At 72.8% G+C, this 21,368-nt stretch carries 17 protein-coding genes; 12 read left to right on the top strand and 5 right to left on the bottom strand.

Going from position 1 to position 21,368, the window contains the following annotated elements:
• Positions 1-15: 15 nt before the first annotated feature.
• A complete protein-coding gene (locus ACIQNU_RS21595; RefSeq protein WP_401368667.1) occupies positions 16-885 on the bottom strand; it encodes a LysR family transcriptional regulator in 870 nt (289 codons plus the stop codon).
• Positions 886-1,135: 250 nt separating this feature from the next.
• On the opposite strand from ACIQNU_RS21595, the gene ACIQNU_RS21590 reads away from it, so the two are divergent.
• The 10 genes from ACIQNU_RS21590 (at position 1,136) to ACIQNU_RS21545 (ending at position 13,931) form a co-directional block, all read left to right on the top strand.
• Entirely contained in the window at positions 1,136-2,194 is a 1,059-nt protein-coding gene (locus tag ACIQNU_RS21590) for an EamA family transporter (RefSeq protein ID WP_401368664.1), read from the top strand.
• Positions 2,195-2,374: 180 nt separating this feature from the next.
• The gene (locus tag ACIQNU_RS21585; protein WP_401369017.1) at positions 2,375-3,166 is read left to right on the top strand and encodes a TIGR03084 family metal-binding protein; all 792 of its coding nucleotides are present in this window, start codon (positions 2,375-2,377) and stop codon (positions 3,164-3,166) included.
• The gene (locus ACIQNU_RS21580; RefSeq protein WP_401368661.1) at positions 3,163-5,010 is read left to right on the top strand and encodes an acyclic terpene utilization AtuA family protein; all 1,848 of its coding nucleotides are present in this window, start codon (positions 3,163-3,165) and stop codon (positions 5,008-5,010) included. Before ACIQNU_RS21585 ends, ACIQNU_RS21580 begins: the two co-directional genes overlap by 4 nt.
• Positions 5,007-6,605: an acyl-CoA carboxylase subunit beta gene (locus tag ACIQNU_RS21575; RefSeq protein ID WP_401368658.1), complete on the top strand. Its 1,599-nt coding sequence runs from the start codon at positions 5,007-5,009 to the stop codon at positions 6,603-6,605. Before ACIQNU_RS21580 ends, ACIQNU_RS21575 begins: the two co-directional genes overlap by 4 nt.
• Positions 6,606-6,615: 10 nt before the next feature.
• Entirely contained in the window at positions 6,616-8,502 is a 1,887-nt protein-coding gene (locus tag ACIQNU_RS21570) for an acetyl/propionyl/methylcrotonyl-CoA carboxylase subunit alpha (protein ID WP_401368656.1), read from the top strand.
• On the top strand, positions 8,499-9,665 hold the full coding sequence (locus tag ACIQNU_RS21565; RefSeq protein ID WP_401368653.1) for an acyl-CoA dehydrogenase family protein: 1,167 nt from the start codon (positions 8,499-8,501) through the stop codon (positions 9,663-9,665). The genes ACIQNU_RS21570 and ACIQNU_RS21565 overlap by 4 nt, the downstream gene beginning before the upstream one ends.
• Positions 9,666-9,752: 87 nt before the next feature.
• Positions 9,753-11,318, top strand: a complete 1,566-nt coding sequence (locus ACIQNU_RS21560; RefSeq protein WP_401369015.1) for a 4-coumarate--CoA ligase family protein — start codon at positions 9,753-9,755, stop codon at positions 11,316-11,318.
• A complete protein-coding gene (locus ACIQNU_RS21555) occupies positions 11,315-12,049 on the top strand; it encodes an enoyl-CoA hydratase family protein (protein ID WP_401368650.1) in 735 nt (244 codons plus the stop codon). Before ACIQNU_RS21560 ends, ACIQNU_RS21555 begins: the two co-directional genes overlap by 4 nt.
• Complete coding sequence (locus ACIQNU_RS21550) at positions 12,037-12,642, top strand: TetR/AcrR family transcriptional regulator (protein WP_401368647.1); 606 nt, start codon at positions 12,037-12,039, stop codon at positions 12,640-12,642. The genes ACIQNU_RS21555 and ACIQNU_RS21550 overlap by 13 nt, the downstream gene beginning before the upstream one ends.
• Before the next feature lie 245 nt (positions 12,643-12,887).
• Positions 12,888-13,931 carry an isopenicillin N synthase family dioxygenase gene (locus tag ACIQNU_RS21545; protein WP_401368646.1) on the top strand — a complete coding sequence of 348 codons (1,044 nt, stop codon included), beginning with the start codon at positions 12,888-12,890 and terminating at the stop codon, positions 13,929-13,931.
• A gap of 119 nt (positions 13,932-14,050) precedes the next feature.
• Here the strand turns inward: ACIQNU_RS21545 and ACIQNU_RS21540 are convergent, their stop codons facing one another.
• Positions 14,051-15,160 (bottom strand): citrate synthase 2, encoded by a 1,110-nt coding sequence (locus ACIQNU_RS21540; RefSeq protein WP_401368643.1) that lies wholly within the window; start codon positions 15,158-15,160, stop codon positions 14,051-14,053.
• A 467-nt stretch (positions 15,161-15,627) separates the two neighbouring features.
• Between ACIQNU_RS21540 and pdxH the strand changes: the two genes are divergently transcribed.
• Complete coding sequence (pdxH, locus tag ACIQNU_RS21535; protein WP_401369012.1) at positions 15,628-16,269, top strand: pyridoxamine 5'-phosphate oxidase; 642 nt, start codon at positions 15,628-15,630, stop codon at positions 16,267-16,269.
• Positions 16,270-16,327: 58 nt separating this feature from the next.
• On the opposite strand, the gene ACIQNU_RS21530 is transcribed toward pdxH, so the two are convergent.
• Together ACIQNU_RS21530 and ACIQNU_RS21525 are read right to left on the bottom strand one after the other, a co-directional pair.
• Positions 16,328-17,188 (bottom strand): alpha/beta fold hydrolase, encoded by an 861-nt coding sequence (locus tag ACIQNU_RS21530; protein WP_401368640.1) that lies wholly within the window; start codon positions 17,186-17,188, stop codon positions 16,328-16,330.
• Positions 17,189-17,704: 516 nt separating this feature from the next.
• Complete coding sequence (locus ACIQNU_RS21525; protein WP_401368638.1) at positions 17,705-18,397, bottom strand: metal-dependent transcriptional regulator; 693 nt, start codon at positions 18,395-18,397, stop codon at positions 17,705-17,707.
• 288 nt (positions 18,398-18,685) lie between these two features.
• On the opposite strand from ACIQNU_RS21525, the gene ACIQNU_RS21520 reads away from it, so the two are divergent.
• Positions 18,686-19,456 (top strand): SIS domain-containing protein, encoded by a 771-nt coding sequence (locus ACIQNU_RS21520; protein WP_401368635.1) that lies wholly within the window; start codon positions 18,686-18,688, stop codon positions 19,454-19,456.
• 71 nt (positions 19,457-19,527) lie between these two features.
• On the opposite strand, the gene ACIQNU_RS21515 is transcribed toward ACIQNU_RS21520, so the two are convergent.
• Positions 19,528-20,916 carry a PAS domain-containing protein gene (locus tag ACIQNU_RS21515; RefSeq protein ID WP_401368633.1) on the bottom strand — a complete coding sequence of 463 codons (1,389 nt, stop codon included), beginning with the start codon at positions 20,914-20,916 and terminating at the stop codon, positions 19,528-19,530.
• Positions 20,917-21,368 lie beyond the last annotated feature (452 nt).

Below are 21,368 nucleotides of genomic sequence, written 5' to 3'. Positions count from 1 at the left end.
GGCGGGCGGTGGTCCTCAGTGGGTGTCGATCACCTCGTGGATCAGGGTGATCAGGGCGCGCAGGGACGGGTGGGTCGCGGCGGGGCGCCAGGTCAGGGTGACCGGGAGGGGTGGGGCCTCGGGGAGGGGGACGTACGTCACCGAGGTGTGCGGGTGCATGTCGGCGGTGGCTGTCGTCGTGATGCCGATGGCGCAGGTCGCCGCGATGGCCGCCAGCCAGTCGTCCGTGTTCGCCACGGGGATCGTGGACGTCGGGCGGATCTCCGGCGGCCAGAGGTCGAGTGCCGTCGAGCCGGACACCGTGTTGAGGGCGATCGTGCGGTCCGACAGGTCGGCGAGGGTGAGTTCGGTGCGGCCGGCCAGCGGGTCGTCGGAGGGGAGGGCGGCCACCCGGGCCTCCTCGTACAGGAACTCCGTGACCAGGCCCGCCACCCGCACCGGGCCCCGCAGCAGCGCCGCGTCGACGAGCCCGCGCGTGAGGCCCGCCGTCCGGTCGTCGATACGGAGGAGTTCGAGCGGTACCTCAGGGTAGGTTTCGCGCCAGCGACGCAGCAAAGGCGTCGTGTACGGGCCCGCCGCCGACCACGCGTGCCCCACGCGCAGCGGCCGGTGCGCCGCCCGCCCCGCGTCGAGCGCGTCCTCGAAGGCCGCCACCGCGGCCACCGCCCGCCCCCGGAACGCGCGCCCCTCCGCCGTCAGCTCCAGATGATGCGTCGAGCGGTCGACCAGGCGGACGCCGAGCGCGCTCTCCAGCGCCGCCAGCGTCCGGGACACGGCGGGCTGTGTCAGCCGCAGCCGGGCCGCCGCGCGCGTGACGTTGCCCTCGTCGGCGATCGCCAGGAAGCAGCGCAGATGCCGAATCTCAAGAGCACGGAGACCGCTCATGGCCGCCAGCCTGCCATGTCGCCCTCCGCCATGCGCGCGGTGCATAACGGGAGCGCGACCGGCATTTCACAGGGTGGGGCGGGGCGCCTAGCGTGAGGTACGGCACTCTGAGCCGTACAGCCGTAAAAGAGGTTCACAGTCCTGACGTAGTCCATTACCGTGGACCGGTGAGTTCAGCCTGGTGGACTGTTCGGTCGGATCGACCGCAGTGCCTCCGTCTCCCGTTCACTCTCGTTCTGGAAGGACACCCGTGAACGTCCCGCCCGCCGACCGGTCGGCAACCCCGGCCCCCGCCCCGGCCTCCGCAGTTGTCGCGCAACCGGAGGCCGTCGCCGCGCTCCCCGCGCGCGGGCGACGCGGTGCCGAAGCGGGCGGTGGGGGAGCGAGCGGTGGCGGAGCGGGCGGTGGTGCGGCGGACGGCACCAAGGGGCGGCTGCACGCCCTCGGGCCCGTCGGACTCGTCCTCGCGGGCGGCATCTCCGTACAGTTCGGCGCCGCCCTCGCCGTCAGCCTGATGCCCCGCGCGGGCGCGATGGGCGTCGTCACGCTGCGTCTGCTCTTCGCCGCCCTCGTACTCGTCGTCATCTGCCGCCCCAAACTGCGCGGCCACTCGCGCGCGGACTGGGGCACCGTCCTCGCCTTCGGCGCCGTCATGGCCGCCATGAACGGGCTCTACTACCAGTCCGTCGCCCGTATCCCGATGGGCACCGCCGTCACCCTGGAGGTGCTCGGCCCGCTCGCCCTCTCGGTGATCACCTCGCGCCGCCTGATCAACCTGGTCTGGGCCGGCCTCGCCCTGGCCGGCGTCTTCCTGCTCGGCGGCGGCGACTTCGGCAGCCTCGACCCGGTCGGCGTCGCCTTCGCCCTCGGCGCGGGTGCCATGTGGGCCGCGTACATCGTCTTCAGCGCGCGTACGGGACGCCGTTTCCCGCAGGCCGACGGGCTGGCGCTCGCCATGGTCGTCGCGGCCGTCCTGATCCTGCCGTTCGGGCTCGTCGAATCCGCCGCGAAGATGGCCGTACCGAGCACCCTCGCACTCGGCGCCGCCGTGGCCGTCCTGTCCTCCGTGCTGCCCTACACCCTCGAACTCCTGGCCCTGCGCCGGATGCCCGCGCCCACGTTCGCCGTCCTGATGAGCCTGGAACCGGCCATCGCGGCCACCGCCGGATTCCTGGTCCTCAGCCAGGCCATGTCCGCCATGCAGGCCGCGGCCATCGCGCTGGTCATCGCGGCGAGCATCGGGGCGATCCGTACGCAGGTGGGCGCCGGGCGCCCAAAGGCGCCGTCAGGGGAACATTCCCTCAATTAATGCAAGCATGCTTGCTTGTTTATGGCGCCGCTGCCATGCTCCCAGGCACATCACCGTGCCCCGAGGGAGCGCAGCGTGTCCGACCCGTCGCCCGATGCCTCGTCGCCCGAACGCCCCGCGCCCGCAACCCGATCCGATGCCACGGCGTCCGACACCACGGCGACCGGCGTCACGGCGTCCGTGATCGACGATCTCCGCGCCGAGACCCTGGACCTCGACCGGATCGTCGCGGGGCTCCCAGAGGGCTGCTGGAGGGCCGCGACGCCCGCGGTGGGCTGGACGGTCGCCCACCAGATCGCGCATCTCGCCTGGACCGACCGCTCGGCGCTGCTCGCCGTCACCGATCGCACCGCCTTCGCCGCGCTGGTCGAACGGGCCCTCGCCGCGCCCGACCGGTTCGTCGACGAGGGCGCCGAAAGCGGCGCCGCGCTGCCGCCCGCCGACCTGCTCGACACCTGGCGCACCGGCCGCGAAGCCCTCGAACGCGTCCTCCGCGACGCCCCGTCGGGCACCCGCTTCCCGTGGTACGGCCCGCCCATGTCGGCCGCGTCGATGGCCACCGGACGGCTGATGGAGACCTGGGCGCACGGCCAGGACGTCGCCGACGCGCTCGGCTCCACGCGGGTCCCCGGCGACCGCTTGCGCCACGTCGCCCGGATCGGCATCCGCGCGCGGGACTTCGCCTTCGCGGTACGGGGCCTCGACGCTCCCGCCGACGCGTTCCGCGTCGAACTCACCGCGCCCTCGGGCGAGATCTGGACGTACGGCCCCGAGGACGCCGCCCAGCGGGTCACCGGGCCCGCGCTGGACTTCTGCCTGCTGGTCACCCAGCGCGCCCATCGCACGGATCTGGCGGTACGGGCCGAGGGTGCCGACGCCGATCGGTGGCTGGACATCGCGCAGGCGTTCGCGGGGCCGCCGGGTGCGGGGCGCGCGCCCAAGGGGGCGCCCGGCGAGGAGGCCGGCCGATGACGACCCCGCCCGTACCGACACCGACACCCGCGCCCCCGCCCCGCCCCCTCCGCATCGGCAACGCGTCCGGCTTCTACGGCGACCGTTTCGACGCCCTCCGCGAGATGCTCACCGGCGGTGAACTCGACGTCCTCACCGGGGACTACCTCGCCGAACTCACCCTGCTCATCCTCGGCCGCGACCGGCTGCGCGACCGGGAAACCGGCTACGCCAAGACGTTCCTGCGCCAACTGGAGGACTGCCTGGGGCTCGCGCACGAGCGGGGCGTACGGATCGTCACCAACGCGGGCGGCCTCAACCCGGCCGGACTCGCCGACCGCGTCCGCGCACTGGCCGACCGGCTCGGCATCCCCGCACGCGTGGCGCACGTCGAGGGCGACGACCTCCTCGCGCGCGGGGGCTGGGGCGAAGGCGTCCTCGCCGCCCACGCCTACCTCGGCGGCGCCGGCATCACCGCGAGCCTGCGCGCGGGCGCCGACATCGTCGTCACGGGACGCGTCACCGACGCCGCGCTCGTCACCGGACCGGCCGCCGCGCACTTCGGATGGGAGCCGGGGGAGCCAGGGGAGCGGGGTGAGCCGGAGGGGCCCGAGGGACCGGGGGATCGGAGGGAGCCGGGAGGCTCCGCGTACTACGACCGTCTCGCGGGTGCCGTCGTCGCCGGGCACATCCTGGAGTGCGGCACCCAGGCCACCGGCGGCAACTACGCCTTCTTCACGGCACACCCCCCGCGCGCGATGCGCCGCCCCGGGTTCCCGATCGCCGAGATCCACGAGGACGGCTCCTGCGTCATCACCAAGCACGACGGCACCGGAGGCGTCGTCGACATCGGCACGGTCACCGCGCAACTCCTGTACGAGACAACGGGACCCCGCTACCTGGGACCCGACGTCACCGCGCGCCTGGACACCGTGCGGCTCACCCAGGAGGGCCCCGACCGGGTCCGCGTCAGCGGGGTACGCGGCGAGGCGCCCCCGGCCACCCTCAAGGTCGGCCTCAACCGGCTCGGCGGCTGGCGCGGCGAAGTCGTGTTCGTACTCACGGGCCTCGACATCGACGCCAAGGCCGACCTGGTCCGCGCGCAAATGGACGACGCCTTCGCCGCCGCCAAGTCCCGCCCAGCGCACGTGCGCTGGGAGCTGGCCCGCACCGACCACGCCGACGCGGACAGCGAGGAGACCGCGAGCGCCCTGCTGCGCCTCGTCGCGCGCGACGCCGACCAGGACACCGTGGGCCGCCGGCTCGGCGCGGCGGCGGTCGAGCTGGCCCTCGCCTCGTACCCCGGCTTCCACGTCACGGCCCCACCGGGCAAGGGCGAGCCGTACGGGGTCTTCGAGGCGGCCCGGGTCGAACAGGGCGCCGTCGAGCAGGTCGCCGTACTGCCGGACGGAGGGCGCGTGGTGATCGCGGCACCGGCACACGTCACGGCCCCCGCCCCCGTACCGCCCCACGAGCCCCGGGAAGCCCCTGTGCGGGCCCCGGAGCTGCCCGAGCCGCTGCCGCCCGCCGGGCCGACCCGCCGGGCGCCCCTGGGGCGTGTCGTGGGCGCCCGCAGCGGCGACAAGGGCGGGGACGCCAACATCGGCGTCTGGGCGCGCGACGAGGACGCCTGGCGCTGGCTCGCGCACACCCTCACCGTCGACCGGCTGCGCGCACTCCTCCCGGAGACCGCCGGGCTGAGGGTCGTACGCCACGTCCTGCCGAACCTGCGCGCGCTCAACTTCGTGGTCGAGGGGATCCTCGGCGAGGGGGTCGCCGCCCGGCACCGTTTCGACCCGCAGGCGAAGGGCCTCGGCGAGTGGCTGCGCGCCCGCCACCTGGACATACCGGAGGTACTGCTGTGACCGTCCTCGCCTCGGCCCTCGACACCGCGGGACCCGACTTCGCGGACGCGCGCGACGTGATGCTCGGCAAACTCGCCGACCTCGACGCCGAACACACCAAGGCGCTCGCGGGCGGCGGCGAGAAGTACGTCGCGCGGCACCGGGCGCGCGGCAAGCTCCTCGCGCGCGAGCGCGTGGAGCTGCTGCTCGACCCGGACACACCGTTCCTGGAGCTGTCGCCGCTGGCCGCCTGGGGGAGCGAGTACGCGGTCGGCGCCTCGCTGGTCACCGGGATCGGCGTCGTTGAGGGCGTCGAGTGCCTGATCACCGCGAACGACCCCACCGTGCGCGGGGGCGCCAGCAACCCGTGGAGCCTGAAGAAGGCACTGCGCGCGAACGAGATCGCGTACGCCAACCGGCTGCCCTGCGTCAGCCTGGTCGAGTCCGGCGGCGCCGATCTGCCCTCGCAGAAGGAGATCTTCATCCCCGGCGGCGCGATCTTCCGCGATCTCACGCGCCTGTCGGCCGCCGGGATCCCGACGATCGCGGTCGTCTTCGGGAACTCGACCGCCGGGGGCGCGTACATCCCCGGGATGTCCGACCACGTGATCATGGTCGAGGACCGGTCGAAGGTGTTCCTCGGCGGGCCGCCGCTGGTGAAGATGGCCACGGGCGAGGAGAGCGACGACGAGTCCCTGGGCGGCGCCGGGATGCACGCGCGCGTGTCGGGTCTCGCGGACTACCTCGCGTCCGACGAGCGCGACGCGATCCGGCAGGCCCGCAGGGTCGTCGCCCGGCTCAACCACCGCAAGGCACACCCCGACCCGGGCCCGGCGGAGCCTCCGAAGTACGACCCGGAGGAGCTGCTGGGGATCGTGCCGGGCGACCTCAAGGTGCCGTTCGACCCGCGCGAGGTCATCGCGCGCGTGGTCGACGGCTCCGACTTCGACGAGTTCAAACCGCTGTACGGGCCGAGCCTGTGCACAGGCTGGGCCGCCCTGCACGGCTACCCGGTCGGCATCCTCGCCAACGCGCGCGGGGTGCTGTTCAGCGAGGAGTCGCAGAAGGCCGCCCAGTTCATCCAGCTCGCCAACCAGCGCGACATCCCGCTTCTGTTCCTGCACAACACCACCGGCTACATGGTCGGCAAGGAGTACGAACAGGGCGGCATCATCAAACACGGCTCGATGATGATCAACGCGGTGTCCAACTCGCGCGTGCCGCACCTGAGCGTCCTCCTGGGCGCTTCGTACGGCGCCGGCCACTACGGCATGTGCGGGCGCGCGTACGACCCGCGTTTCCTGTTCGCCTGGCCCGGGGCCAAGTCGGCCGTGATGGGCCCCCAGCAGCTCGCGGGCGTCCTGTCGATCGTGGCCCGGCAGTCGGCCGCCGCGAAGGGGCTTCCCTACGACGAAGAGGCCGACGCGGCGCTGCGCACGATGGTCGAGCAGCAGATCGAGTCCGAGTCCCTGCCGATGTTCCTGTCCGGGCGGCTGTACGACGACGGCGTCATCGACCCGCGTGACACCCGGACCGTCCTGGGCCTGTGCCTGTCCGCGATCCACACGGCACCCTACGAGGGCGCGCGCGGTGGCTTCGGCGTCTTCCGGATGTGAGGCGTTCCTGATGATCACTTCTCTGCTCGTGGCCAACCGGGGCGAGATCGCCTGCCGGATCTTCCGTACGTGCGCGGCGGCGGGCATCCGTACCGTCGCCGTCCACTCCGACGCCGACGAGAACGCCCTCCACGCGCGCGTGGCCGACGCCTCCGTGCGCCTCCCGGGATCCGCCCCGGCGGAGACCTATCTGCGGGGCGACCTGATCGTGAAGGCGGCCCTCGCGGCGGGCGCCGACGCCGTCCACCCCGGGTACGGATTCCTGTCCGAGAACGCGGACTTCGCGCGCGCGGTCACCGACGCGGGTCTCGTCTGGATCGGACCGCCGCCCGAGGCGATCGAGGCGATGGCGTCCAAGACGCGCGCGAAGGAGCTGATGGGCCTGGCGCCGCTGACCGACGTCACCGAGGACGATCTGCCGGTCCTGGTGAAGGCGGCGGCGGGCGGCGGCGGACGCGGCATGCGCATCGTGCGCGAACTCGCCGACCTGGGTGGCGCGCTGGCCTCCGCGCGCGCGGAGGCGCTGAGCGCCTTCGGCGACGGCGAGGTCTTCGTCGAGCCCTACGTCGAGGGCGGCCGGCACGTCGAGGTGCAGATCCTCGCCGACGCGCACGGCACCGTCTGGCCGCTCGGCACCCGCGACTGCACCCTCCAGCGCCGCCACCAGAAGGTCGTCGAGGAGGCCCCGGCGCCCGGCCTGGGCCCGGGGCTCACGGACGAGCTGTACGCGACGGCGGTACGGGCCGCCCGCGCGACCGGCTACCTGGGCGCGGGCACCGTCGAGTTCCTGGTCGTCGGCGACCGGGCGCACTTCCTGGAGATGAACACCCGCCTCCAGGTGGAACACCCCGTCACGGAGGCCGTGTTCGGGATCGACCTGGTCGCCCTCCAGCTCCGTGTCGCGGAGGGCGAGGCGCTGGAGAAGGACCCGCCCCGCGCGCGGGGGCACGCGATCGAGGCCCGCCTGTACGCGGAGGACCCGGCGAACGGCTGGGCCCCGCAGACGGGGACGCTGCACCGCATCGCCGTACCGGACGGCGTCCGCCTCGACACCGGCTACGCCGACGGCGACACGATCGGCGTGCACTACGACCCGATGCTCGCCAAGGCCGTCGCCCACGCGCCCACGCGCGCGGAGGCCGCCCGCGCACTCGCCGGCGCCCTGGACCGGGCCGTCATCCACGGCCCGGTCACCAACCGCGACCTGCTCGTACGGTCGCTGCGGCACCCGGAGTTCACCGGCGCCCGCATGGACACCGGCTTCTACGACCGGCACCTCGCCGCCCTCACCACCCCGCGGCCGGACCCCTGGGCGCCGCTCGCCGCCGCGCTCGCCCAGGCCGCCGGACGGTCCCGGTTCGGCGGCTGGCGCAACCTGCACTCGCAGCCGCAGACCCGCGCCTACCGCACCGAAGCGGACGGCACCGAGCACGAGGTGCGCTACCGGCACACGCGCGCGGGTCTGGCCGCCGACGGCGTCCGCGTGGTGCGGGCCGCCGCCGATCTGGTGGTCCTCGACATCGACGGTGTGCGGCGCATGTTCCCCGTCGCCGTGTACGGGGACCGCGTCCACGTCGGGAACACCGCCCTGACCGCCCTGCCCCGCTTCCCCGACCCCACCGCCCAGCGCGCCCCCGGCTCCCTCGTCGCACCGATGCCGGGCACCGTCGTCCGCGTCGCCGAAGGACTGGCCGAGGGAGCCCGTGTACGGGCCGGAGAGGCCCTGCTGTGGCTGGAGGCGATGAAGATGGAGCACAAGGTCGTCGCGCCCGCCTCCGGCACGCTCACGGCCCTGCACGCCGCCGTCGGGCGCCAGGTCGAGGTCGGCGCACTCCTCGCCGTCGTCCGCGCGGACGACGGGCCCACCCTCGCGGAACCGGAGGAACAGCCCGTATGAGCACCGTCATCGAAACCGAAGAGCAGCAGGCGCTGCGCGCCGCCGTCGCCGCGCTCGGCAAGCGCTTCGGCCGCGCGTACTTCACATCCGTCGTCCAGGCAGGCGGACACCCCGACGAACTGTGGTCGGAGGCGGCAAAACTCGGCTACCTCGGCGTCAACCTCCCCGAGGAGTACGGCGGCGGAGGCGGCGGCATCACGGAACTCTGCCTCGTCCTGGAGGAGTTGGGGGCCGCAGGAAGTCCCTTGCTGATGATGGTGGTCTCGCCCGCGATCTGCGGCACCGTCATCGCCCGCTTCGGCACCGACGCGCAGAAGCGGGCATGGCTGCCCGGTCTCGCCGACGGCACCCGCACCATGGCGTTCGGCATCACCGAACCCGACGCGGGCTCCAACTCGCACCGCATCACCACCACCGCGCGCAGGGACCCCGCCACCGGCGAGTGGCTGCTGACCGGCCGCAAGGTGTTCGTCTCCGGCGTCGACATGGCCGACGCGACGCTGATCGTCGGCCGCACCGAGGACGCCCGTACGGGCAGCCTCAAGCCGTGCCTGTTCATCGTCCCGCGCGATGTCGACGGTTTCCAGCGGCGGCAGATCGACATGGAACTCCAGGCCCCGGAGAAACAGTTCGAACTCGTCCTGGACGACGTACGGCTGCCCGCCGACGCCCTGGTCGGCGACGAGGACGCGGGGCTGCTCCAGCTCTTCGCGGGCCTCAATCCGGAGCGCATCATGACGGCGGCGTTCGCGGTCGGCATGGGCAGGTACGCCCTCGCGCGCGCCGTCGACTACGCCAAGGAACGCAGCGTCTGGAAGACGCCCATAGGCGCCCACCAGGCGATCGCGCACCCCCTCGCGCAGGCCCACATCGAGCTGGAACTCGCCCGCCTGATGATGCAGAAGGCCGCCCGGCTCTACGACGACGGCGACGACGCGGGCGCCGGTGAGGCCGCCAACATGGCCAAGTACGCGGCGGCCGAGGCCTGTGTGAAGGCCGTCGACCAGGCCGTGCACACGCTCGGCGGGAACGGTCTCACGCGCGAGTTCGGGCTCGCGTCACTGATCACCGCCGCGCGCGTGGCCCGTATCGCCCCGGTCAGCCGCGAAATGATCCTCAACTACGTGTCCCACCAGACCCTCGGCCTGCCCAAGTCGTACTAGACCTTGCCGCCGTCCCCGCTGTCGTCAACTCTGCTGTCGTCACCCCTGTCGTCGCCCGGCCCGTCCACCCCTTACGGAGAGCCCATGGTGTTCCACAGCGTGTACGCGGACGTCCCGGCCGTCGAGGAGCCCATCCACGACGCCGTGCTCAAAGGCGCTGCCGGATTCGGCGACGCGCCCGCCCTGATCGACGGCGTCGACGGCACCACACTGTCGTACGCGACGCTCGACACCTTCCACCGCCGGCTGTCCGCCGCGCTCGCCGACGCGGGCGTCCGCAAGGGCGACGTCCTGGCGCTGCACAGCCCGAACACGCTCGCCTTTCCTGCGGTGTTCTACGCGGCCACGCGCGCGGGAGCGGCGGTCTCGCCGGTGCACCCGCTGGCGACGGCGGAGGAGTTCGCCAAGCAACTGAGCGACTGTGGCGCCCGCTGGATCGTCACCGTGTCACCGCTGCTGCCCGTCGCGCGGGACGCCGCCGAACGCGCGGGCGGCGTACGGGAGATCTTCGTGTGCGACCGCGCGGAGGGTCACCGGTCCGTCCTGGACATGCTCGGGTCGACCGCACCCGAACCCGACGTGGTGATCGACCCGGTGACCGACGTGGCGGCCCTCCCGTACTCGTCGGGCACCACAGGCGTCCCCAAAGGCGTCATGCTCACGCACCGGTCCATCGCGACCAACCTCGCGCAACTCGCGCCCCTGATGCCGATGGGACCCGGCGACCGCATCCTCGCAGTGTTGCCGTTCTTCCACATCTACGGCCTGACCGCCCTGATGAACGCGCCCCTGCGGCAGGGCGCCACCGTCGTCGTCCTGCCCCGCTTCGACCTGGACACCTTCCTCGGCGCGATCGAGAAACACCGCATCACCGGCCTGTACGTCGCCCCGCCGATCGTCCTCGCACTCGCCAAACACCCCTCTGTCGCGCGTTACAACCTCTCATCCCTGAAGTACGTCATCAGCGCCGCAGCACCCCTCGACGCCCGGCTCGCCCAGGCGTGTTCCCGCCGCCTCGGGCTGCCCCCGGTCGGCCAGGCGTACGGCATGACGGAGCTGTCGCCCGGCACTCATGTCACGCCCCTCGAAGCCGTCGACGCGCCACCGGGTGCCGTCGGCAGGCTCATCCCGAGCACGGAGATGCGCATCCTGTCCCTCGACGACCCCGCGCGCGACGCCGACCCCGGCGCGCCGGGCGAGATCGCGATCCGCGGCCCCCAGGTGATGAAGGGCTACCTGGGCCGCCCCGACGCCACCGACGCGATGATCGACGCCGGCGGCTGGCTGCGCACCGGCGACATAGGGCATGTGGACGCCGACGGCTGGTTGTTCGTGGTCGACCGCGTGAAGGAACTGATCAAGTACAAGGGCTTCCAGGTCGCCCCCGCCGAACTGGAGGCACTGCTGCTCACCCACGAGGGCATCGCCGACGCGGCCGTCATCGGCGTCTACGACGACGAGAACAACGAGATCCCCAAGGCGTACGTCGTCCGGCAGCCGGCCGCGCCCGGCCTCACCGAGGACGACGTGATCGCGTACGTCTCCGCGCGCGTGGCCCCGTACAAGAAGGTGCGGCGGGTGGAGTTCATCGACGGGGTGCCGCGTGCGGCCTCCGGGAAGATCCTGCGGCGGGAACTCCGGGAGCGGGCATGACGTTGATCGAGACGTACCACGAGCGCGGGGTGCGGACCCTCGCGCTGAACCGCCCCGACCGTCGCAACGCCCTGTCGGCGCCCCTCGTCCAGGCCCTCGCCGCCGCCCTGGACGAGGCAGCCGCCGACGCCGGCGTGCGCGCGGTCGTGCTCACCCACACCGGGAGCACCTTCAGCGCGGGCGCCGACCTGAAGGAGCCGCCCGACCCCGAGGCGTTCGTGGCGCTGCTCCGGCAGATCGTGGAGCTGCCGAAGCCGGTCGTCGCGCGCGTGACGGGTCATGTCCGCGCGGGCGGTCTCGGCCTGCTCGGCGCCTGCGACATCGCGGCGTCGGGCCCGGCCGCGACCTTCGCGTTCACAGAGGTGCGGATCGGCGTCGCGCCCGCCGTGATCTCCCTGCCGCTGCTGCCGCGCGTCGACCCGCGCGCGGCGGGCCGCTACTACCTGACGGGCGAGCGTTTCGACGCCGCCGAGGCCGTCCGGATCGGCCTGGTCACGCTGGCCGGTGACGACGTCGACGCGGCACTCGCGCCCGTGGTGGAAGGGCTGCGCAAGGCGGCGCCCGGCGCCCTCGCGGAGACCAAGAAACTGCTCACGGCTAAGGTACGAAGCACCTTCGACCGCGACGCGCGGGCCCTCACGGACCTCTCCGCGCGCCTCTTCGCATCGGCCGACGCCCGCGAGGGGATGACGGCCTTCATCGAACGACGGGACCCCGCATGGGCGTGGTGACGCCACCGAAGCAGGACCGCAGCCGGGCCACCCGGCAGCGGCTGCTCGAAGCCGCCGTCGGCTGCCTCGCCGAACACGGCTGGGCGGGCTCCACGGTGTCCGTCGTCGCCGAGCGCGCGGGTGTCTCGCGGGGCGCCGCCCAGCACCACTTCCCGACCCGCGAGGACCTGTTCACGGCGGCCGTCGAGTACGTCGCCCAGGAGCGCTCCACCGCGCTGCGGGCCCTGTTCCCCGGCCGCACCGGGACCGGCGCCCCCGCCGGTGACCGCCGTGCCGTCGTCGCCGCACTCGTCGACCTGTACACCGGGCCCCTGTTCCGGGCCGCGCTGCACCTGTGGGTGGCCGCGTCGAACGAGGACCAGCTCCGGGCCCGCGTCACCGAGCTGGAGGCCCACGTGGGCCGTGAGAGCCACCGGATCGCCGTGGACCTCCTGGCGGCCGACGAGTCCGTCCCCGGCACCAGGGAGACCGTCCAGGGCCTCCTGGACATGGCCCGCGGCCTCGGCCTCGCCAACCTCCTCACGGACGACGCGGCCCGCAGGGAACGGGTCGTCGCGCAGTGGGCGGCCATCCTGGACCGCGCGCTCGCCTGACGCTTCCGGCGCTTGACGTTTCCGGCGCGTGACGCCTCCGGCGCGCGCCCAGTACCCTGGCCGCATGCTCACCCTGGTACGCCGTCGCCACGTGGACTACGTCCGCGTCACGAGCATGGGCTGTCGACGCTCCGTCTGACCCCGGCCACCTCACCAGCTCGGCACCCGCACGCCCCGCCCCCCGCCCCACCCCACGGCAGGGCACGTCACGCGCGCGGGCACCCGTACACCCCACGGACACACCCATGACGTACACATCGGCGTACCCGTCGCCGTACCGGCAACTCCCCGTCATCGACCTCTCCGCCGCCGACCGGGGCCCGCAGGCGCGCGGCCTGCTGCACGCACAGCTGCACGACGCGGCACACGGCGTCGGCTTCTTCCAGCTCGTCGGGCACGGCGTCACCGACGCCGAGACCACCGCCCTCACCACCGCGACGCGGCGCTTCTTCGCGCTCCCGGCGGCCGACCGCGACGCCCTCGACATCCTCCGCTCGCCGCACTTCCGCGGCTACACGCGCACCGGCGACGAACGGACCGGCGGCGCCCGCGACTGGCGCGAGCAGCTCGACATCGGACCCGAACAGCCCGCCCGCGCGCCCCACCCCGGCGAACCGCCGTACTGGTGGCTCCAGGGCCCCAACCAGTGGCCCGCCGCGCTGCCCGGACTGCGTACGGCCGCGCTCGGCTGGATGGCCCGCCTCAGCGGTGTCGCCGACCGCCTGCTGCACGAACTGCTCACCGCGATCGGCGCCCCACCCGGCTTCTACGACCCGATCTTCGGCGACGGCGCCCATCCGCACCTCAAGCTGGTGCGCTATCCGGGCGGCGCGGGCGACCACGCGCGCGAGGGTGCCGATCAGGGCGTCGGCGCGCACAAGGACTACGGCTTCCTGACGCTCCTGCTCCAGGACGAGGTCGGCGGTCTCCAGGTGATGCGCGAGGACGGCGCCTTCCACGACGTGCCGCCTCTGCCGGGCGCCTTCGTCGTCAACCTCGGCGAACTCCTCGAAGTCGCCACCGACGGCTATCTGCTGGCCACCAACCACCGGGTCGTCAGCCCGCCGGGCGGCGTCGAGCGGTTCTCGGTGCCGTACTTCCACAACCCGCGCCTCGACGCGCGCGTGGCGCCCCTGCCGTTCCCGTACGCGGAAGCGGCTCCAGGCATCACCGGCGACCCGGCCAACCCGCTGTACGCCGAGTACGGCTTCAACGAGCTGAAGGGCAAACTCCGCGCCCATCCCCAGGTCGCCGCCCGCCACCACGCACAACTGCTGACCCCGGCCTGAGCGGAGAGCGAACCGGCGCCGCACCCTCCGGTGAGGGATACGGCGCCGGCCACGCGCGCGTACATCACGATGTCGCGCGCAGGCGCGCGTAGTCGCGCGTACAGACTCGACGAGGAGCGTCAGTTCCTCAGATCGGCGATCCTGTCGAACCCCGGAATCGCGCGCGGATCACGCGTACCGGGACCCACGTACCGTGCGGACGGCCGCACCAGCCGCCCGGTGCGCTTCTGCTCCAGGATGTGCGCCGACCAGCCCGCCGTGCGGGCACAGGTGAACATCGACGTGAACATGTGCGCGGGGACCTCGGCGAAGTCCAGGACGATGGCCGCCCAGAACTCGACGTTGGTCGCCAGGACACGGTCCGGACGGCGCGCGTGCAGCTCGGCGAGGGCGGCCTTCTCCAGGGCCTCGGCGACCTCGAAGCGCGGGGCACCCAGATCGCGCGCGGTACGGCGCAGCACGCGCGCGCGGGGGTCCTCGGCCCGGTAGACGCGGTGCCCGAAGCCCATTAGGCGCTCGCCCCGGTCGAGTGCCTGTTTCACATACGCCTCGGCGTCACCCGTGCGTTCGATCTCCTCGATCATGCCGAGCACGCGCGAGGGGGCGCCGCCGTGCAGCGGCCCGGACATCGCGCCCACGGCACCCGAGAGGGCGGCGGCGACATCGGCACCGGTCGACGCGATCACGCGCGCGGTGAACGTCGACGCGTTCATCCCGTGCTCGGCGGCGGACGTCCAGTACGCGTCCACGGCGGCGACATGCCGGGGGTCCGGCTCGCCGCGCCAGCGGATCATGAACCGTTCGACGACGGACCGCGCCTTGTCGATGTCGCGCTGCGGCACCATCGGCCTGCCCTGCCCGCGCGCGGACTGGGCGACGTACGACAGGGCCATGACGGCGGCGCGGGCGAGGTCCTCGCGGGCCTGCGCCTCGTCGATGTCGAGCAGCGGCTTCAGACCCCACACGGGCGCCAGCATGGCCAGCGCCGACTGGACGTCCACCCGGATGTCACCGGAGTGCACGGGGATCGGAAACGGCTCGGCCGGAGGCAGACCGGGGTCGAAGGCGCCATCGACGAGCAGGCCCCAGACGTTCCCGAAGGAGACGTGGCCCACGAGATCCTCGATGTCGACGCCCCGGTACCGAAGGGCGCCGCCCTCCTTGTCCGGTTCGGCGATCTCCGTCTCGAACGCGATGACTCCTTCGAGCCCGGGTACGAAGTCGGACATCAGGCGGCTCCTCATGATGTGGACGACAGACGGTGGATGAGATGAGAACAGTGCACGTGAAACGGGTGGACGACCGCGCATGACTGGTGACAGGGGCGCTGCGGATCCGCGGTCGCTCTCAGGACTCGCGGTCCGGTCGGTACCCCGGTGATGCCCCGTGCGGCTGGCGGTCACCCAACCTGCTCGGCAGCAGGACGATATCCCGTAGTGCCACAGAAGGGGAGGGCGCGCGGCACTGAGTGCCACACACCACTTCGCGCCGGGCCTCGCGCCGGGCACCGCGCGGGCACTTCGCGCGCGGGTGTCCCGGACACGGGAGCGGCCACTTCATACGGCAAGATGACCGCGTGAACGACCGCGAACCCGCCGAGTCCGAGTCTGTGTCCGAGTGCGCGTCCGAGTCCGTGTCCGCGTCTGTCTCTCCGTCCCATCCGGTTCATCCGGTCGATCCGGCCGATCCCGCCGCGATGCGTGAGCAGTACCGCACCGAAGGGCTCACCGAGACGGACCTCGCCCCGCACCCCATGGACCAGTTCGCGCGCTGGTTCCGTCAGGCCGTGGACGCGGCGGAGCGGGGAGCGCTCTACGAGCCCAACGCGATGGTCGTCTCGACGGCCGACGCCGAGGGCCGCCCCAGCTCCCGCACGGTCCTGCTGAAGCAGTACGACGCGCGCGGGTTCGTGTTCTACACGAACTACGGCTCCCGCAAGGCCCGCGACCTGACCGCCGATCCGCATCTCGCGCTGCTTTTCCCGTGGCATCCGATCGCGCGTCAGGTCGTCGTCACGGGTACGGCCGTGCGCACCGGCCGCGACGAGACGGCCGCGTACTTCCGCACCCGGCCGCACGGCTCCCAGCTCGGCGCGTGGGCCAGCGCGCAGTCGTCGGTGATCGCGTCCCGCACGGAACTCGACCGTGCCTACGAGGAGTTGGCGGCCCGCTATCCGGAGGGCGAGCAGGTACCGGTGCCGCCGCACTGGGGCGGGTACCGGGTGGAGCCCGAGACGGTGGAGTTCTGGCAGGGCCGCCGGAACCGCCTGCACGACCGTCTGCGGTACGTACGGGAGCCGGACGGCGCCGAGTGGCGGGTGGAGCGCCTCAGCCCCTGAGCGGGCGCCTCACGCCCTCGTACCGGCTCTCGTACCGGCTCTCGTGCTGCCGGGCCGCTCAGCCCGTGAGGACGCCGTCCAGGAACGGTTCGATCGCGGTGCGCCAGGCGTCGGGCCGGTCGTAGTGCACGAGGTGGCCCGCGTCGGCCACCTCCGCATAGGCGCCGAGCGGCAGGACGCGGACCATCTCCTGCGCCTCGGCGCGGCCCAGCTCGCCGTCCAGACCTCGGACCACCAGGGTCGGGCAGCGGACCTGGGCCAGCTCCTCCCAGTGCGCGTCGTGCACCCAGGTCTCGCGGGACGTCAGCATCTGCGCGGTGTCGAAGACGGGCCGCCAGCCGTCGGGCGACTCGGCCATCACCTCGGCGTAGAACTCCCCGCGCGCGGGGTTGGGCCGTTCGACCCAGGGGTCGTCCTCGCCGAACCACTTGCGGACGTCGGCGAGGGTCGCGAAGGGCACCGGCCAGGACGCGAACCAGTCCGACCACTCGCGCTGCGAAGCGGCGCCGAGGGCGGAGGCCCGCATGTCGCAGATGATCAGCGCCCGGACCAGATCGGGCCGACGGGCGGCGAGCTGCCAGGCGGTCAGCGCGCCCATGGAGTGGCCGACGAGAACGGCGGGCGCCAGATCGAGCTGTTCGAGGGTCGCGATGGCGTCCTCGATGTACGCCTCGCGGTCGTAGGGGCCCGCGCCGGGCTTGTCGCTGCGGCCGTGACCGCGCTGGTCGAGCGCGACGGGGCGGTGCCGCTCGCCGAGCCAGCGGGCCGTGTCCGCCCAGTGCGAGGCGCGCCCCATCAGGCCGTGCAGTAACAGCACACCCGGTGCGCGCGTGACCTCGCCGGCCTTCGGCGGGTCGGCGAACTCCCAGGCCGCCAGGCGTACACCCGCCGCTCCGGTGACGTCGATGCGCCGCATCATGGTCTGACACCCCCCTCTGTCATGGGCTCACTCGGCCTGTGCTGTGCCGCTCCTGCCAACGTACGGCCACATTATCGAACTCCCATTCGAAAGCACCCTTTTGTCCGGCAACACCCCTCGTTCGAGTGACCGGTGGTCGGGATTGATGCGGCTGGCCGGGGGGAGATCTTTTGCGGGAGGCGGGCCGCTCGGGGAAGACGGTCCGCGGGGAATGACCCTGGGAGCTCGGGGCTCCGGGTCAGCACAGGGGAGGACAGGCCCCGGCGCCGGTGGGCGCCGGGGCCCTCCGTCGGTCCGTAGCGCATTGCCCCCGCCCCTCTCCGGCCGCGCGGCCGGACCCGTCCGACACGGTGCAAGAGCCCGTCAGGTCATATGCCTCAGCCCACAGCCTCGCACGCGAAACGTCCGAGCGCTGCGATTCCGCACACTGAATCTTGTTTCCCGCGCACGGTCGAACAGACAACAACTTCCCCCGGGGTAACGGAAGTTGAATTGCGTTGGTACGCGGCGCCGGGTCTACCTCTTCGCCACGAAGACGTGCGACGCGACGTCCGACTCCAGCTCCGCCGCCTCGCCGCCGCTGCCGACCAGGACGCCGCCCGCCGACTCCGTCACGCTGACCACGGAACCGGGCTGCACGCCCGCCCTGCGCAGCGTGTACATGAGCTGGGCGTCCGTCTGGATCGGCTCGCCGATGCGCCGGACCACGACCGTCTTGCCGTCGCTGCCCGGGTCCAGGTCCGCCAGGGACACCATGCCGGCGTCGAGGAACGGGTCGGCGCCGTCCTTCTCGCCCAGCTCTTCCAGGCCCGGGATCGGGTTGCCGTACGGCGACTCGGTGGGGTGGCGCAGCAGCTCCAGGACGCGCCGCTCCACGGCCTCGCTCATCACGTGCTCCCAGCGGCACGCCTCGGCGTGGACCTGCTCCCACTCCAGGCCGATCACGTCCACCAGGAGACACTCCGCGAGCCGGTGCTTGCGCATCACGCGCGTGGCCAGCCGGCGGCCCTCCTCGGTCAGCTCCAGATGCCGGTCACTGGCGACCGACACCAGCCCGTCGCGCTCCATGCGCGCCACGGTCTGGCTGACCGTCGGACCGCTCTGGTCGAGCCGCTCCGCGATCCGGGCGCGCATCGGGACCACACCTTCCTCTTCCAGCTCAAGGATGGTGCGGAGATACATCTCCGTGGTGTCGATCAGTCCGGACATACGTGCCCCTCATAGCTCTGCTACAGCTCTGCTGGATCGGCGGGTGCTGTTCTGGCGTTGCGCTGGCCCTCACCCCATACTGACGCATCGCACCGACAACCGGGTCTCACGAGGGAAACAGTGCCGCCGCCCCCGCGATTCCTGACCGGGCCGCCCTCGCCCTGGCGGGGTCCCGCAGGCCCGGCGGCCGGGACCGCACCCCGTCCGTCCCGCCGTATTGACAGGCCACTGGTCCAGACCGCACGGTGATCCGCGACACGACACCCCCACCCCGCAGGAGCCTCGCCGATGAGCGACAGCCAGCCCGCCGAGAGCAAGCTCGCCGACCGGTTCTTCGACGCCGCGATCGGCCTGCTCCAGCGGGTACGCGACGAGGACTCCGGCGCGATCGCCGCCGCCGGCGGCATGATCGCCGACACCGTCGAGGCGGAGGGGCGGCTGTTCGCGTTCGGCGCCGGGCACTCCTCGCTCGCCGCGCAGGACGTCGTCTACCGCGCGGGCGGCCTCGCCCTGATGAACCTGCTCGTCGTCCCGGGTGTCGTCGGAGTCGACGTCATGCCCGCCACGCTGGGCTCCGCCCTGGAGCGGGTCGACGGTCTCGCGGGCGCCGTCCTGGACTCCAGCCCCGCCACCGCCGGCGACCTCCTGGTGATCATCTCGCTGTCCGGGCGCAACGCCCTGCCCGTCGAGATGGCGATGAACGCACGCGCGCTGGGCATCAAGGTGATCGGGGTGACCTCGGTCGCGTACGCCACGGAGACCCGTTCACGCCATGTTTCCGGGACCTACCTCAAGGACCACTGCGACCTCGTCCTCGACACCAAGATCCCCGTCGGGGACGCCGAGCTCACCGCCGACGGCATCGCGGCGCCCTTCGCGCCCGCGTCCACCGTCGTCACCAGCGCCGTACTCCAGGCCGTCATGGCGACCGCCGCGGGCGAACTCGCCGCGCGCGGGATCGAGCCCCCGCTGCTGCGCTCCGGCAACGTCGACGGCGGCCACGAATGGAACGGCCGCGTCATGACCCAGTACAGCGACCGGATCTTCTACCGCCACTGAACTACCGCCACTGACCACCATCGCGCGCCACAGCGGCATCCGTCACGCGCACGTACGCGTACGTACGCGCGCTAGGCGCCGTTCCCCCGGTCGATCACCCGCGCCAGATCGAGCGCCGCCGCGATCCGTACGGCGATGCTCTCCGCGTACGTGGCGTCCACGCGCTCGAACTGGGTGCGGCTCGCGGCCCGCAGGAACGTGACCACGCCCAGGGTCCTCCCCCGGCTGCGCAGCACCGTGCACAGCGCGTGCACCGCGTCCGGCGGCCACTGCCGGTCCTCCGCCCACGCGCGGGCCCGCTCGGGCGCCGACGCGGGAGCGCTGGCCCGTACGGAGTTGGCGCGCTCCACGGACTGGAGCGCCGGGTGCCCGTCCGCGTACCGCACCGGCAGCTCCGTACGCCCCGCCGTGAGGGCCGGGCCCGGGGTCCCCGACGGGGTGGCGACGGCCCGCACCAGGCGTACCGGGTCGTCGTCCGACGGGTCGTCGCCGACGACCAGGTCGAGCAGCGCGTGGTCGGCGAACCCGGCCAGCGCGAAGTCGAGCTGGACGGTCACCGCCTCGCCCGGGTCCTCGCACTCGGCCGCCGCGCGCGCGGCCCGGTGCAACTGGTTCGCCCGGAACCGCAGTTGCGCCGCCTCCTGCTCGATCCGCTTCGCCTCGGTGACGTCCTGGAACAGCCACGCGACACCCAGGGGTACGGGCTCCTCGGCGAGCGGTGACGCCAGCCGTACGAACCCGCTGCGCCAGCATCGACGCGCGTCACCCTCCGGCGTGCGGACGGTCACCCACATCTCGGCGGGCGCCGGAGGCGAGCCTTCCGCGAGGACGTGCGTCAGGGCGCTCTCCAGCTCCTCCACGCCCTGCGCGAGCAGTTCACCGAGGGGGCGCCCGAGCAGCGCCGTACGCCCGCCGCCGAGGGCCCGCGCGGCGAACGCGTTCACCACGGCGGGGCGCAGATCGGCGTCGACGAGGACCACGCCCCAGGATGCGTCGTCGAGCAGCGCCTCGCTGAGCGCGATGGACCGCTCCAGGTCGATCTGCGCGTGCACCTCGCTGAACGCGCAGTACAGCCCGGCGGGCTTCCCGTCGGGACCGCGCACGGCCGCCGACTGCGTGCGCACCAGCACACGACCGCCGTCCTTGGTCAGCAGCGCGAACTCGTGGACCTGGCGGCCGGGCGCGTGCATCGCGGACAGCAGCCGTCCCTCGACCTCCGCCGCGTCTCCCGGGCGCACCGCCCAGCCGGAGAACCCGTGCCGGCCGACGGCCTCGTCGGCCGACCAGCCGAGTATCCGTTCGGCCTCTCGGTTCCAGTGCGTCACCACACTGTCCGCGTCGAACGCGCACAGAGCCGCGTCCATACCGTCGAGCAGCGCGGCGAGCAGATCGGAACCGTCCCGCTCGGGCTCGGGCGGACCCAGCTCGTCGGTGGTTCCGCTACGCCGGGAAGCACTCACCTGGCACCCCCTGCGGGCCGTATCCCTGATGTCGGGGTCTTGTGGGGCAGAAATCGTCGCTGGCCTTCCACTGCGCCACCGCATCATTGAACTCGAACGTGACCCAGCACACACAGTGTTCACCGAAACAGCCGTCTTAGGGAAACGTCTCCCGGAAACCGGCCCACCTGCGCAGCCGGGGGAGCGCACAGGGGGCGCACGAATTACGGGAGTGATCCAGCAAACTTCTCGAAAAACCGGTTGAGAGTCCTGGAAGACGTTCCTAAGGTGGGGCGCAATCGGGAAAGGAGGTGGTTCGGCAGATGTATGAAATCCGGACGCGAGAGGTGGCTGCGGGCTAGCGGCCCGTCACCCTACGCAGTGCGGTGCCGGACCAGCGCGTGAACCATGCGCGTAGCCGGCCCAATCCCTAGCAGTCACCCGACCCGCGGGCCGCCGGTACGTCCGGCCGG

Origin of the sequence: Streptomyces sp. NPDC091292, from assembly GCF_044757265.1 — a bacterium.
GTDB lineage: Bacteria > Actinomycetota > Actinomycetes > Streptomycetales > Streptomycetaceae > Streptomyces.
Note: the sequence above shows the minus strand (reverse complement) of the source record. Positions and strands in the feature narration are given on the sequence as shown.